Below are 13,046 nucleotides of genomic sequence, written 5' to 3'. Positions count from 1 at the left end.
GCCGCCGGCAAGGGTTCGTCGAGCGGCAGTATATCCGCAGCGACGGAGGCTTGTCGAACGCCCATGCGCACTGCTCTGGCATCTCTTCGCGGGGCCGGAGCTGCGGCCGCGACGATCTCGCGCTGGCCTTCCGGCGCAGCGTTTTCGGCGCCGGCAATGCGGTGCTGCGGGACTGGCCGGCGCGCCGTAACGGCATCGTCGCACGCTTCGTCGTCGAGGGCTCGAAGGCCATGCCGGGGCCTGAAATGGCCAGGGTTTCGTGCTATCCTGCCGCCCTTCTCTTGTTCTCTGCCAGGAGGCTTCGACATGTCCAAGGAAAGAGCGACGATCGGCACCAACGGCGTCGCGTTGCCTGTCCTGCCGCCGGAGCGCGATGCGCGCGTCTGGGCGCGGCTGGTGCGCGTGATGTTCTACACCCCCGGCTTCCTTGCCCTGCTGCTGATCAAGACCGGCGAACCGGCCGGTTTCGGGATTTCGGTCGAGCTGCTGATGCTGTCGAGCATCGCGGCGATCGTCGGCGGGCTGTTCATCGGCGCCCAGTCGAACGAGGAGGGGTCGGACCACTCGTCGCGCATCGGCACCTGGAGCGGCGCGCTGATTCTCGAGCTGCTCTCGGTCGTGCCGATCCTTTGCGCGATCCCCTCGCTGTTCCACGAGCTGGCGAACAGCCGCTTGCTGCACGCCATGGCGCCGGGAGCCGTCAATGTGTCGCTGGGCGCCTCCGAGCTGATCCCGGCCATCGCCATCCTGCCGTTCATGCTCTATCAGCTTGCCGGCATCGGCACCCTGCACTTCGTCGTTTCGCGGCCGCTCAACTGGGCGATCAACCTCGGCATCGTCGCGCTGATCGTCGCCGCGACGGTCGCCAATCGGCAGGGGGCATACGACCTCGAGAAGAGCTTCGTCTCGCTGCTGGTGATCGCCATGCTGGTGACGGTCTTCCACGGCGTGCTCAAGCTGCGCCGGATGCAGACCCTGTACGACACCTATTGCCCGGCGAAGCCAGTGAAGGAAGCGAAGGACAAGGAAACGTCCGCCACCTGAGCCGGGCGCGAGGAACCATGACCGGTGGCCCGCCGGCAACTGCGTGCTGCCGGCGGGCACCATCGGTGTCGCCAGTCACGCATTGCAGCGGAGGCCGCGGACGGGGATGGTCGATCTCGAGTATCTGACGCAGATCCTGGCAGCGCTCGGGCCGATGGCGCTGACCGTCGCCCTGCACGGGGTCGGCATGGGCCTGGTGCGCAACAGCTTCGAGCGTTTCGGCAAGCCGCTGCTGAAGCGGGAGAGGGACCGTGGTGCGCGCACGCTGTTCACCGTCGGCGTCGTCGGCGTCATGGTGCTGACCCATTTCTCCGGCATCGTCGTCTGGGCCGTCGCTTTCCGGCTGCTCGATCTGGTGCCGACGACCGAGATCGCCATGTACTACTCGATGGAGTACTACACGACGCTCGGCGTCGGCGTGCGCAAGCTGCCCGACGGCTGGGCCGGTTTCGGTGGCTTCGAGGCGATGACCGGCATGCTGATGTTCGGCTGGTCGACGGCCGTCCTCGCGGCGGTGGTGCAGCGGATGCATGCGATCGACGACTAGTCGCGCGCGGCGAAGACTGCGCAGCGGCGACGGCCGCGGCTGCCGGAATTCAGCGGCGATCATTCTCGGCACGCAGGCTGAGGCGGACGAGGTCGGCGATGCTGCCGACCTGCAGCTTGGCCAGCAGTCGCGCCTTGTGCACCTCGACGGTGCGCGGACTGATGGCCAGCTGGCGGGCGATCTCGCGATTGTGCCGGCCGGCGACCACCTGCGCCATGACCTCCCGCTCGCGCGGGGTCAGCGTCTGCAGCAGGTTGGCGACGGCGGCGTCGCGTTCGGCATCGTCCTGCCGCAGATGCTGTCGCGCGAAGGCGTCCTCGATCGCCGACAGCAGCCGGCTGTGATCGATCGGCTTCTCGAGGAAGTCGACGGCCTCGCTGCGGAAGGCCTGGCGCGCCGATTCGACGTCGCCGTGGCCGGTCATGACGATCACCGGCAGCCACGAGCCGCTCTCGCGCAGGCGCTTCTGCAGCGTCAGACCGTCCATTCCCGGCATGCGGATGTCGACCAGCAGGCAGCCGTACCAGTCGGGACGGCGCGCCGCCAGGAAGCTCTCGGCGTCGGCAAAGAGCACCACCGAGAGACCGTTCAGGCCGAGCAGGAGCGCCAGCGCGTCGCGCACCGACGGGTCGTCCTCGACGATGAAGACGGTATTGCTTCTATGCGGCATCGCCCGTTGCCTCCTCGATCGGCAGCGTCAGGCGGAACAGGCCGCGGTCGGCGACCTCGGCCCACAGGGCGCCGCCGTGCGCCTCGACGATTGCCCGGCTGATCGCCAGGCCCAGTCCGAGGCCGCTGGCCTTCGACGACTGGAATGCCTCGAACAGGTGCTCCGCCATCTGCTCGTTGATCCCCGGACCGCTGTCCTCGACGGTGATGCAGACACGCGCGGTGCCTTCCGGCTCTGCCGACAGGCGCACCAGTCTCTCTGCCGGCGGTCTCTCGGCAGCTGCCTCGAAGGCATTGGCGAGCAGGTTGCGCAGCACCACCTCGAGCTGCAGCCGGTCGGCGAACAGGGCGCAGGGCGGCGCCGGCAGCAGCGACAGCTCGATGCCCTGTTGCCGCGCCTGGGTGGCAAAGCGGGCAGCTGCCGAGGACAGCAGCTCGCGCAGCCAGATGCGCTCGAGCCGCGTCGTGCCGGTGCGGAAGAAATCGCGCAGGCGGCTGACGACGTCGGCGGCGCGCTGCGATTCGGCGACGACGCGATCGATGACGTCGCGCAGCCGGTCGCCCGCTTCGCCCTGTGCGAGCAGTTGCTGGCAGGCGCGCGTGTAGGCGAGCAGCGCCGTCAGCGGCTGATGCAGCTCGTGTGACAGCGCCCCGGCCATCTCGCCCGCCGCTGCCAGCCGCAGCGTCTGTTGCAACTCGGCACTCACCCGTTGCTTCTCATCGACGACGACGCCGATGAAGAAGCCAGACAGTGCGAGCACCAGGATCAGCACCTCGAGTTCGATCAGCGCCAGCGGCGAGAGACCGAGCAGGTAGGTGCCGACGACGACGCCGACCTGCGTCAGACCGATCGTCAGCACGGCGCCGGCGAGCCCCTGGCGGGCGGCTGCCCAGGCGATCGGCAGGAAGAGGGCCGGGAAGTAGCGCAGCTCGCTCATTTCGCCGGCGAAGAAGGTGAGGACGAGAACGCCGCCGGTGGTCAGCAGGCTCAGCGATTCGCGACCGAGCAGCAGCTGGCGCAGGCGGCCACGGCTGCGCTCGTCGAGCAGCATCGCGAGCAGCGGCATCGAGATCAGGATGCCGGTGACGTCCGCCAGCCAGTGCGCCAGCAGCGTCTCGCCCACGGCTGCCTGCGGCAGATGGCCGGTGAGGGTCAGCCCGCCGATCAGCAGCACGCTGTTGAGCAGGCTGCCGACGACGATGATCGTCACCCAGGTGATCAGCCCCGGCCGGTTGGCGAAGACTCCCTTGCTGCCGATCCGGCGTCGCAGGACTTCGGCGATCAGCCAGTAGCCGGCGGTGAGCTGCAAGGCCTGGCCGCAGGCGAGCAGCCAGGGAAGCTGCGGTGCGCGCACCCAGGCGTCGCTGACGAATATCGCGAGCGCCAGCAGCGGCGCGACGCGGCCGCGGAAACGGGCGAGGAAGAGCAGGCCAAGCGCCGGTGCCGGACTCCAGGGCGTGACATCGAGTCCGTGCAGGCGGTGGATGTGACTCGCCCAGTCGAGGGCAACGTAGCCGCCGACGAGCAGCAGTGCGTCACGCCAACCGGGTCGTCGGGTCGCCGATTTCGGCATGATGGGCCGTCGCGGGTTGATCGAGCGCCCATTCTGCCGCCGCCGCGGCACTTTGGGAATAGGGAAGACTACGTACGGGTTGCCCTTACGGGCGTCCGGAATGCCCGCTGCGCCGGCGGTCTGCGCGCGCCGCCTGGCGGCCGACGCTGGCAGCATCGCTTACGTCGTTGCCCGAATTTTCAGCCGCGCGAAAGCCTGCAATGATGGGCCGTCCTGTCATCGGCAGGCGACGATTCCAGCAATCCAACGATACCCGGAGAAAGACAGATGAACTCTCGCTCGATGTGGTGCAAGCTTGCCGTCCTGACCCTTGGCGTGACGGCCGCCGCCGGCGCATCCGCCCGGACCGAAATCCAGAACAAGGGCTCCGACACGCTGGTCAACGCCGCGCAGTCGCTCGCCGAACAGTACGGCAAGATCAATCCGAACGTGGCGGTGGCGGTCTCCGGTGGCGGTTCGGGCACCGGCATCGCGGCGATGATCAACGGTACCGTCGACATCGCCAACTCGAGCCGCAAGATGTCGGCGAAGGAGCTCCAGGCTGCGCAGGCGAAGGGCCGGCAGCCGGTCGAGCACATCATCGGTTACGACGCGCTGGCGATCTATGCGCACAAGAACTTCCCGAAGGATTCGATCACCGTCACCGACCTGGCGAAGATCTACGGTCGTGACGGCGGCGCCACCAAGTGGGCCGACCTCGGCATCACCATTCCCGGCTGCAAGGGCGAGATCGTCGTCGTCAGCCGGCAGAACAACTCCGGCACCTACGCCTACTTCAAGGAGGCGGTGCTCGGCGAGAAGGGCAAGTTCCGCCAGGGGACGCTCGACCTGCATGGTTCCAAGGACGTCGCCGACCTCGTCGAGAAGACGCCCTGCGCGATCGGCTACAGCGGTCTCGCCTACGTCACCGACCACATGAAGGCGCTCTGCGTCGCACCGGAGGCCGGCAAGCCGTGCGTCAAGCCGACCGAGCAGACGGCCTTCGACGGCACCTATCCGATCGCCCGGCCGCTGTTCATGTACACCAACGGCGCGCCGACCGGCGAGGTGAAGAAGTACATGGACTGGATCAAGAGCGACGCCGGCCAGTGCATCATCGAGAAGGAAGGCTACGCGCCGATCAAGAAGGTGAAGTGCAAGTAAGTCCCGTTGGCGGCGGTGCGCCGACGCTGTCGGCGCACCGCCGGCGCCCGTGTTCCCGCGCCTGAGGAAGAAGACCGCGATGAGTCACTACGAAGAACGTCTCGAAAGAGACCTGTCCCAGATCAAGAAACAGCTGGCCCTGCTCGCCGGCCTCGTCGAGAAGGCACTCGCCGACGCCGTACACGCGCTGCTCGCCGACGACGACCCGCTGGCCTACGCCACGATCCTGGCCGACAACCGGATCAATGCCGTCAGCAACGAGCTGGATCGCATGCGCATGGCGTTCATCGGCGTGCACCTGCCGACCGGCAGCCACCTGCGCCTGATGGGGGCCGTCGTCCACACCAACGTCGCGCTCGAGCGGATCGGCGACTACGCCGTCACCATCTGCCGCGAGGCGGTGCGTCTCGGTCGCCCGCAGGGGCTGATGGCGCGCGAGATCGAACTGATGGCGAACGAGTCGCGGCAGATGCTGAAGCAGGCCGTCGATGCCTTCCTCGAAGGCAACGCCGAGAAGGCGAAGGCGACGATGGTCATCGCCGACCAGGTCGAGCGGACCTTTGACATGGCGTTCAGCGACCTGCTCGGCGAGGGCGATCACTTCAACATCCAGGACCTGTTCGCCTACCTGACGGTGTTCAACTCGCTCGAGCGGGTTTCCGACCAGGCGAAGAACATCTGTGAGGACACGGTCTTCGCGGTCACCGGCCAGGCCAAGGGACCGAAGTTCTTCCGCATCCTCTTCCTCGACGAGGACAACAGCCTGTTCGGGCCGATTGCCGCGGCGATCGCGCGCAAGAACTTCCCCGAAGTTGGCGAGTACCACAGCCGCGGCCGGACTGCCGGTGTCGCCGATCCGCAGGCGATCGCCTTGCTGCAGGAGCTGGGGATCGATCTCGGCGGCCACCAGCCGCAGGCGATGCCGGCACACCACCAGGAACTCGCCACCTACCAGATCATCGTCAGCCTGCAGGGAGCGGTCAAGTCCTACGTCGAGCAGATTCCCTTCCACACGGTGGCGCTCGACTGGGACGTCGGCCGGTCCGCTGGCGCGCCGCCCGACCTGCGGGCGCTCGGCCGGGAGATCGCCCTGCGCGTCAGCAACCTGATGGGCGTCCTGCGTGGCGAGGAGGGCAGCTGAGATGAACACCGGTACGCAGGCGCTGAGCAATCGCGCCACCACTGCAGCAGTCGCCGGGAATTTCGACCGCCGCAACGCGGACTGGTACGTCGACAAGCTGATCGCCGGCCTCGTCTTCGTCTGCGGCATTTCGGCCATCCTCTTCGTTCTCGGCATCTTCTTCTTCGTCACCAGGGAGGGAATCGGCTTCGTCTTCGAGAAGATGGATTTCCGCGAGTTCTTCCTGACGCCCTACTGGTCGCCGAGCGATGCCGAGGATCCGGAACACGGCATCCTGGCACTGATCGCCGGAACGGCGAGCGTCACCGGGCTGGCGATGCTGGTCGCGGTGCCATTCTCGCTTGGCGCCGCGATCTACATCGCCGAGTTTGCCACTGGCAAGACGCGCGAGGCGCTGAAGGTGCTGGTCGAGCTGCTGGCGGCGATCCCGTCGGTGGTCTGGGGATTCATCGGCCTGGTGATCATGAATCCGCTGCTCATCAAGTGGTTCGACGTGCCGGTCGGCCTTTCCGTGCTCAACGCCGGCGTCATCCTCGGCCTGATGGCGGCACCGATCATGACCTCGATCGCCGAGGACGCCCTGAAGGCCGTTCCCGACCGCTATCGCGAAGCCGCCGAGGCGATGGGCGCGACGCGCTGGCAGGTGATCTACAAGGTGGTGCTGCCGGCGGCGAAGAACGGCCTGCTCGGCGGTGTCCTGCTCGGTGTCGGCCGCGGCTTCGGCGAGACGATGGCGGTGCTGATGGCCACCGGCCATGCGGTCAACATACCCAGCAGCATCTTCGATTCTGTGCGCGCACTCACCGCGACGATCGCCGCCGAACTCGGTGAAGCGGTCGTCGGCGGCGAGCACTACCAGGTGCTGTTCACCATCGGCATCTTTCTCTTCCTCATCACCTTCATCATCAACCTCAGCGCCGATCTGATCGTGCGCGGCATCCGCAAAGGTTAAGCACAATGAACACGGCCAACCCCGCGCTGTTTCAGGCGAGCGACCTGAACCGGCACAACGAGAGCGTGCAGCGACGCTATCGACTGCTCTTCGGGCTCATGACCCTGCTCCTGATCACGCCGGTGCTGCTGATCCTCGGCACGCTGGTGGCGAAGGGCGGCGGAGCGATTTCCTGGGAGTTCCTGTTCTCGGCGCCGACCGACGGCATGCGCACTGGCGGAATCTTTCCGGCGCTGCTCGGCACCGTCTGGCTGGTGACCGTCGCCCTGCTGCTGTCGGTGCCGATCGGCATCTTCGCGGCGATCTATCTCAGCGAGTACGCCGGCGACAACTGGTTCACCCGCATCATCAACCTGGCGATCATCAATCTCGCCGGCGTGCCGTCGATCGTCCATGCACTGTTCGGGCTCGGCGCCTTCGTCATCTTCTTCAAGTTCGGCACCAGCATCCTCGCCGCCAGCCTGACGCTGGCGGTGATGACCATGCCGGTGGTCATCGTCGCCACGCGCGAGTCGCTGCAGGCGGTGCCGCAGGCGTTCCGCGAGGCGTGCTGGAACATGGGCGCGACACGCTGGCAGACGATCCGTCGCGTCGTCCTGCCGAACTCTCTGACCGGCATCCTCACCGGCGTCATTCTCGAAGTCTCGCGCACCGCCGGCGAGACGGCGCCGATCATGTTCACCGGCGCCGTCTTCTTCACGCCGTTCCTGCCGCAGAGCGTCTTCGACCAGACGATGGCCCTGTCGCTGCACCTCTTCGTCACCGCGACGCAGGTACCGGGCATCGAGGAGCACGTTCCCTTCGGCGTCGCGCTGGTTCTGATCGGTCTCGTGCTGACCATGAACAGCGTCTCGATCGCCTTCCGCATGTGGCTCAGGGGGAAGAAGAAATGGTAGAGCTCGCAACCCGGGCGGCGACCACAGACGCCAGCCAGCAGGCGGTCGCCGCCGTCCCGAACAAGCTCGAGGTGCGCAACCTGACGATCCGCTACGGTAGCGATGTGGCGCTGCGCGACGTCAGCCTGTCGATTCGCGAGCACGAGATCTTCGGCATCATCGGCCCGGCGAACGCCGGCAAGACCTCGTTCCTCAAGGCGATCAACCGCATGGATGTGTTCACCAGCGGCATGCGGGTGGAGGGCGAGATCCATTTCGCCGGCCGCGACACTCGCCACCTAAACAACGTCTATGCGCTGCGCAGCCGCATCGGCGTCGTCTTCCCGCTGCCGGTCGGCCTGCCGATGACGGTGTACGACAACGTCGCGTTGTCGCCACGCCTGCGCGGGATCAACGAAAAGGCCGAACTCGACGTCATCGTCCAGCGCTGCCTGACCCGCGCCGCGCTCTGGGACGAAGTCAAGGACCGTCTGAACGCGCTCGGCAGCCTGCTCTCCGGCGGCCAGCAGCAGCGCCTGACGATCGCCCGCGCGCTGTCGCAGGAGCCTGATCTGCTGATGCTCGACGAGTTCTCGATCGCTGTCGACCCGGTGACGACGATGCGCATCGAGGACGTGCTGAAGGAACTGCGCCAGGAAGTGACGATCATCCTCGTCACGAACCTCGTACAGCAGGCGCGGCGTCTCGCCGACCGCACGGCCTTCTTTCTCGGCGGCGAGTGCGTCGAGATCGGCGTCACCGAAGACCTGTTCACCGGCGAGGTGAAGGACCAGCGAACGCGCGATTACGTCGAAGGCCGCTTCGGCTAGCCAGCTGGCGCCGGCACGCCGCCGCGACGCCGGCGCCAGCCCACCAAGGACACGGAACCCACGCAAGATGAACAACGAACAGACCGCTGCACTGATGCAGCCGATTCCCCGCCATGCCATCGCCAGCGAGAAGCTCAATCTCTGGTACGGTACCTTCCAGGCGCTCTACGACGTCGATCTGCGCATCCGGGAAGGACTGATCACCTCGATGATCGGCCCTTCGGGCTGCGGCAAGAGCACGTTCCTGCGCAGTGTCAACCGCATCAACGAGCGCCTCGGTTACGTGCGCATCGAGGGCAGCATTCACGTCATGAACGAGAACATCTACGATCCGCAGGTCGAACTGGTGCAGGTACGCAAGCAGGTCGGGATGGTCTTCCAGCGTCCGAACCCATTGCCGATCTCGATCCGTGACAACATCCTCTTCAGCCACCGGCTGCACGCCAAGGGCGGTGGCGAGGTGGCGCAGGGAACGCCGGACGAGATCGTCGAGCAATCGTTGCGGCAGGTTCTCCTCTGGGATCAGGTGAAGGACCGCCTGAAGCGCAAGGCGACCGAACTGTCGCTCGAGGAGCAGCAGAAGCTGTGCATCGCCCGCCTGCTGCCGGTCAAGCCGAAGGTCCTGCTGATGGACGAACCCTGCTCGGCGCTCGACCCCAAGGGAACCGAAGCGGTCGAGGAACTGCTCTGGGAACTGCGCGGACAGTACACCATCCTGATCGTCACCCACAACATGGCGCAGGCGCGGCGCGCCAGCGAGGAGTGCGTCTTCATGCTGATGGGCCGGGTCGTCGAGCACGGGCGCACCGAGGAGATGTTCGTCACCCCGGTGCATCCGGAGACGGCCGACTACATCGAGGGGCGCTACGGCTGAGCGGCGTCGCGCGCCCGCGTCGCGGGACGCGGGCGCGCCGTCGTTGCGGGAGAATCGCGCCGGCCATCGTGCGTGAGCGGGCATCGTGTCGATGGCGGTGTCCGGGAATGACGCCTCTGAACGCCCTCAGGCACGGGGAGGATGGCGAGATTCCGCGGGCGCCGGGGAACAAGGCGGAAATCCAGGATTGACGAGCGGCGGGTGGAGCGAAGATACTCGCGCCATGGCGGTTGAATTTCCTATCCTTGCCGAAATTCCCGTGCCTTGCGTTTGCCCAGGGCACTCCTCGGTCGATGGCTCAGGCTGCAGGGCTGCACGGAGACTGATCGATGGCCCTTAGCGCCGAAGCCCGCGAACAACTCAAGACGCTGTACAACGCACTGGCCGATCGTGTGCTCGAGCCCGGTGATCCGGTCTATGTGGCGCAGGTCAACTGCCAGGGCTTCAGCGATGCGGTCGAGGAGATCGCCACCGAGATCGAATGGCAGGATGGCGGTGGCGTGTGCCTGTTTACCGGCCAGCGCGGTACCGGCAAGAGCACCGAGCTCAAGCGCCTCAAGAAGCGCCTCGAGGATGGCGGCACGGTGGTCTTCTACGCCGACCTGTCGGAGTTCCTGTTGCTCACCAAGGAGGTCGAGATCAGCGATTTCCTGGTTTCGGTGGCAGGCGCGATGTCGGAGAGGGTGCAGGCGGTGTACGGTGCGTCGCCGGGGAATCGCAGCTACTGGGACCGCTTCCGTCAGTTCATGCAGAGCAAAGTCGAGATCAGGGAATTCGCCGCCCGATTGCCGGGGGTGGACATCAAGGCAGCCCTGAAGAGCGATCCGGATTTCAAGCAGCGCGTGCAGGAAGCAGCTCGCGGTCATGTGGCGCAACTGGCGCGCGAGGCGCACGATTTCCTTGCCGAGGCGGTGCTTTTCGTTCGCGAGAGAGAGTCTGACCCGGCGCGCAAGGTGGTCCTGCTGATCGATTCGGTCGAGCGGATTCGCGGTGTCGGCAGCGAGGCCATGGCCGTCTACGAGAGCGTCCGCAATCTCTTCTTCGGCCACGCCGAACTCTTGCGCGTGCCCTTGCTGCACATCGTCTATACGATTCCACCATACCTGTCGGTACTCGGCCCCGGCGCCGGCGCTCTGATGGGCGGTGCGGTGCCGCGCCGGCTGGTCAGCACGCACGTCTTCAGGGACCGCAGCCGCGAACCCGATCCCGACGGGCTGGCCGTGCTGCGCACCGTCGTCGCAAAGCGCCATCCCGACTGGTCACGGCTGTTCCAGCAGACGGCTCTCGACCAGTTGGCGATCAGCTCCGGCGGTGACCTGCGCGAATTCTTCCGCCTGATCCGGCTCTGTCTACCGGCGGTCCGCGACGAGTCGCAACTGCCGCTGTCGCCCAGTGCCGTCAAGGCGGCCGAGAATGCGGCGCGCAGCGAGATGCTGCCGATCCCGGGCGAGCACCTGCTCTGGTTGCAGCGCATCGCCAGGACCCACGACACCTGTCTCGAGAAGGACAGCGAGTTGCCGACACTGGCGCACTTCCTCGACAACCGCCTGGTGCTCAACTACCGCAATGGCAGTGACTGGTACGACGTGCATCCGCTGTTGCGCGAGCTGGTCGACGCCCATGTCGCCCGCACTGGCGCTTGACGCGCCGACCGAACGCGTTGCCGTCAGTCTGCTGCGTCACCTGGAGTGGCAGCACGATGGCTTCTCGCTGGTCTTCGTGTTCGCCGACGTCGGCCCCTCGCTGCAACTCGCCGACTGGCTGGATCAGCGGCTGGCGATGCAGGGCCGGGCGCTGCATCGGCAGGAAGCGAAAGACAGCTTCGTGCGGGACCCGGAGGCGGCGGTCGACGTGCTGGTCGGCCATCTTGCCGAACTGTCGGCGCAGCCGGGCGGTGTGTGGTACGCGATGCAGCGCCATCCCGGTGACGCGCAGTGGAACCGCGCCCGCACGCTGTTCCTCGCGCGCCTCAACGAACGCCGCTTCCTCCTCGAGCGCGACCTGAAGCGGCCGCTGGTGCTGGTCCTGCCGGCGCGTTTCCGTGCCGAGACGCGCGCCATGGCCCCGGACATCTGGCACAAGCGGGACCTCAGCGAGGAGCTGCGCTGGCTGCCCGACGCCGTGCCGACGCCCGTAGCGGTTGGCGTGGAGCCGTTGGCAACGCCGCTGGCAGCGGACGTTTCGCTGCCGGCATTTGCCGAATGGCAACGGATGGCGACCGCATCGGCAGCCGAGCAGGCCTTCCTGCCGACTGCCTGGACAGCCAGCCAGGAACTGCTCGCCGCCGGACGGCCCGGCGACGCCGAGCATGTTGCCCGCGGCGCACTGGCGCTGGCCAGGCGCCGTGCCCAGGCGAAACCCGATGGTTCGAGCGACCGCGACCTGTCGGTGTCGCTCGACAACCTCGGTCGCGTCGCAGAGGCGCAGGGCGACTGGACGCAGGCCGAGGCGGTGTACCGCGAAAGCCTGGCGCTCAGTCGCCAGCTCGTCGAGCGGCTGGGCGGCGCGCCGGAGTCGCTGCGCGACCTGTCGGTGTCGCTCAACAACCTCGGTCGCGTCGCAGAGGCGCAGGGCGACTGGACGCAGGCCGAGGCGGTGTACCGCGAAAGCCTGGCGCTCAGTCGCCAGCTCGTCGAGCGGCTGGGCGGCACGCCCGAGTCGCTGCGCGACCTGTCGGTGTCGCTCGACAACCTCGGCCGCGTCGCACAGGCGCAGGGCGACTGGACGCAGGCCGAGGCGGTGTACCGCGAAAGCCTGGCGCTCAGTCGCCAGCTCGTCGAGCGGCTGGGCGGCACGCCCGAGTCGCTGCGCGACCTGTCGGTGTCGCTCGACAACCTCGGCCGCGTCGCAGAGGCGCAGGGCGACTGGACGCAGGCCGAGGCGGTGTACCGCGAAAGCCTGGCGCTCAGACGCCAGCTCGTCGAGCGGCTGGGCGGCACGCCGGAGTCGCTGCGCGACCTGTCGGTGTCGCTCGACAACCTCGGCCGCGTCGCACAGGCGCAGGGCGACTGGACGCAGGCCGAGGCGGTGTACCGCGAAAGCCTGGCGCTCAGTCGCCAGCTCGTCGAGCGATTGGGCGGCACGCCGGAGTCGCTGCGCGACCTGTCGGTGTCGCTCAACAATCTCGGCCGCGTCGCACAGGCGCAGGGCGACTGGACGCAGGCCGAGGCGGTGTACCGCGAAAGCCTGGCGCTCAGTCGCCAGCTCGTCGAGCGGCTGGGCGGCACGCCGGAGTCGCTGCGCGACCTGTCGGTGTCGCTCAACAATCTCGGCCGCGTCGCACAGGCGCAGGGCGACTGGACGCAGGCCGAGGCGGTGTACCGCGAAAGCCTGGCGCTCAGTCGCCAGCTCGTCGAGCGGCTGGGCGGCACGCCCGAGTCGCTGCGCGACCTGTCGG

General features: G+C 67.3%; 12 protein-coding genes. 10 read left to right on the top strand and 2 right to left on the bottom strand.

The window, feature by feature from the left end; translation table 11 throughout:
• Positions 1 to 306 precede the first annotated feature (306 nt).
• Both NFW30_RS13555 and NFW30_RS13550 read left to right on the top strand, forming a co-directional pair.
• The gene (locus tag NFW30_RS13555) at positions 307 to 1,044 is read left to right on the top strand and encodes a hypothetical protein (protein WP_295356217.1); all 738 of its coding nucleotides are present in this window, start codon (positions 307 to 309) and stop codon (positions 1,042 to 1,044) included.
• Between the two features lie 106 nt (positions 1,045 to 1,150).
• Positions 1,151 to 1,591 (top strand): hypothetical protein, encoded by a 441-nt coding sequence (locus NFW30_RS13550; RefSeq protein WP_295356216.1) that lies wholly within the window; start codon positions 1,151 to 1,153, stop codon positions 1,589 to 1,591.
• Positions 1,592 to 1,640: 49 nt separating this feature from the next.
• Here NFW30_RS13550 and NFW30_RS13545 read toward each other — a convergent pair whose 3' ends face one another.
• Both NFW30_RS13545 and NFW30_RS13540 read right to left on the bottom strand, forming a co-directional pair.
• Positions 1,641 to 2,261 (bottom strand): sigma-70 family RNA polymerase sigma factor, encoded by a 621-nt coding sequence (locus NFW30_RS13545; protein WP_295356214.1) that lies wholly within the window; start codon positions 2,259 to 2,261, stop codon positions 1,641 to 1,643.
• Positions 2,251 to 3,834 carry an ATP-binding protein gene (locus NFW30_RS13540; RefSeq protein WP_295356212.1) on the bottom strand — a complete coding sequence of 528 codons (1,584 nt, stop codon included), beginning with the start codon at positions 3,832 to 3,834 and terminating at the stop codon, positions 2,251 to 2,253. The genes NFW30_RS13545 and NFW30_RS13540 overlap by 11 nt, the downstream gene beginning before the upstream one ends.
• 267 nt (positions 3,835 to 4,101) lie before the next feature.
• Between NFW30_RS13540 and NFW30_RS13535 the strand changes: the two genes are divergently transcribed.
• The 8 genes from NFW30_RS13535 to NFW30_RS13500 all read left to right on the top strand — a co-directional run.
• A complete protein-coding gene (locus tag NFW30_RS13535) occupies positions 4,102 to 4,977 on the top strand; it encodes a phosphate ABC transporter substrate-binding protein (RefSeq protein WP_295356209.1) in 876 nt (291 codons plus the stop codon).
• Between the two features lie 79 nt (positions 4,978 to 5,056).
• A complete protein-coding gene (locus tag NFW30_RS13530; RefSeq protein ID WP_295356207.1) occupies positions 5,057 to 6,118 on the top strand; it encodes a PhoU domain-containing protein in 1,062 nt (353 codons plus the stop codon).
• Position 6,119: 1 nt separating this feature from the next.
• The gene (gene pstC, locus NFW30_RS13525; protein ID WP_295356205.1) at positions 6,120 to 7,070 is read left to right on the top strand and encodes a phosphate ABC transporter permease subunit PstC; all 951 of its coding nucleotides are present in this window, start codon (positions 6,120 to 6,122) and stop codon (positions 7,068 to 7,070) included.
• 5 nt (positions 7,071 to 7,075) lie between these two features.
• Entirely contained in the window at positions 7,076 to 7,966 is an 891-nt protein-coding gene (gene pstA / locus NFW30_RS13520) for a phosphate ABC transporter permease PstA (protein WP_295356203.1), read from the top strand.
• Complete coding sequence (locus NFW30_RS13515) at positions 7,960 to 8,775, top strand: phosphate ABC transporter ATP-binding protein (RefSeq protein ID WP_295356200.1); 816 nt, start codon at positions 7,960 to 7,962, stop codon at positions 8,773 to 8,775. The genes pstA and NFW30_RS13515 overlap by 7 nt, the downstream gene beginning before the upstream one ends.
• A 67-nt stretch (positions 8,776 to 8,842) precedes the next feature.
• The gene (locus NFW30_RS13510; RefSeq protein WP_295356198.1) at positions 8,843 to 9,649 is read left to right on the top strand and encodes a phosphate ABC transporter ATP-binding protein; all 807 of its coding nucleotides are present in this window, start codon (positions 8,843 to 8,845) and stop codon (positions 9,647 to 9,649) included.
• A 329-nt stretch (positions 9,650 to 9,978) separates the two neighbouring features.
• Complete coding sequence (locus NFW30_RS13505; RefSeq protein ID WP_295356196.1) at positions 9,979 to 11,292, top strand: hypothetical protein; 1,314 nt, start codon at positions 9,979 to 9,981, stop codon at positions 11,290 to 11,292.
• Positions 11,270 to 13,046 (top strand): tetratricopeptide repeat protein (locus tag NFW30_RS13500; protein ID WP_295372283.1); only part of this gene is annotated, 1,777 nt, incomplete at its 3' end. The genes NFW30_RS13505 and NFW30_RS13500, both read left to right, overlap by 23 nt.

The sequence above is a fragment of the Accumulibacter sp. genome, assembly GCF_023806635.1.
Classification (GTDB): domain Bacteria; phylum Pseudomonadota; class Gammaproteobacteria; order Burkholderiales; family Rhodocyclaceae; genus Accumulibacter.
Note: the sequence above shows the minus strand (reverse complement) of the source record. Positions and strands in the feature narration are given on the sequence as shown.

Bases quoted from the DNA above. Each gene is read 5' to 3' on its own strand.
- NFW30_RS13510 (WP_295356198.1), top strand. From the start codon at position 8,843: ATGAACAACGAACAGACCGCTGCACTGATGCAGCCGATTCCCCGCCAT.
- NFW30_RS13550 (WP_295356216.1), top strand. From the start codon at position 1,151: ATGGTCGATCTCGAGTATCTGACGCAGATCCTGGCAGCGCTCGGGCCG.
- NFW30_RS13545 (WP_295356214.1), bottom strand. From the start codon at position 2,261: ATGCCGCATAGAAGCAATACCGTCTTCATCGTCGAGGACGACCCGTCG.
- pstA (WP_295356203.1), top strand. From the start codon at position 7,076: ATGAACACGGCCAACCCCGCGCTGTTTCAGGCGAGCGACCTGAACCGG.
- NFW30_RS13515 (WP_295356200.1), top strand. From the start codon at position 7,960: ATGGTAGAGCTCGCAACCCGGGCGGCGACCACAGACGCCAGCCAGCAG.
- NFW30_RS13555 (WP_295356217.1), top strand. From the start codon at position 307: ATGTCCAAGGAAAGAGCGACGATCGGCACCAACGGCGTCGCGTTGCCT.
- NFW30_RS13540 (WP_295356212.1), bottom strand. From the start codon at position 3,834: ATGCCGAAATCGGCGACCCGACGACCCGGTTGGCGTGACGCACTGCTG.
- pstC (WP_295356205.1), top strand. From the start codon at position 6,120: ATGAACACCGGTACGCAGGCGCTGAGCAATCGCGCCACCACTGCAGCA.
- NFW30_RS13535 (WP_295356209.1), top strand. From the start codon at position 4,102: ATGAACTCTCGCTCGATGTGGTGCAAGCTTGCCGTCCTGACCCTTGGC.
- NFW30_RS13530 (WP_295356207.1), top strand. From the start codon at position 5,057: ATGAGTCACTACGAAGAACGTCTCGAAAGAGACCTGTCCCAGATCAAG.
- NFW30_RS13505 (WP_295356196.1), top strand. From the start codon at position 9,979: ATGGCCCTTAGCGCCGAAGCCCGCGAACAACTCAAGACGCTGTACAAC.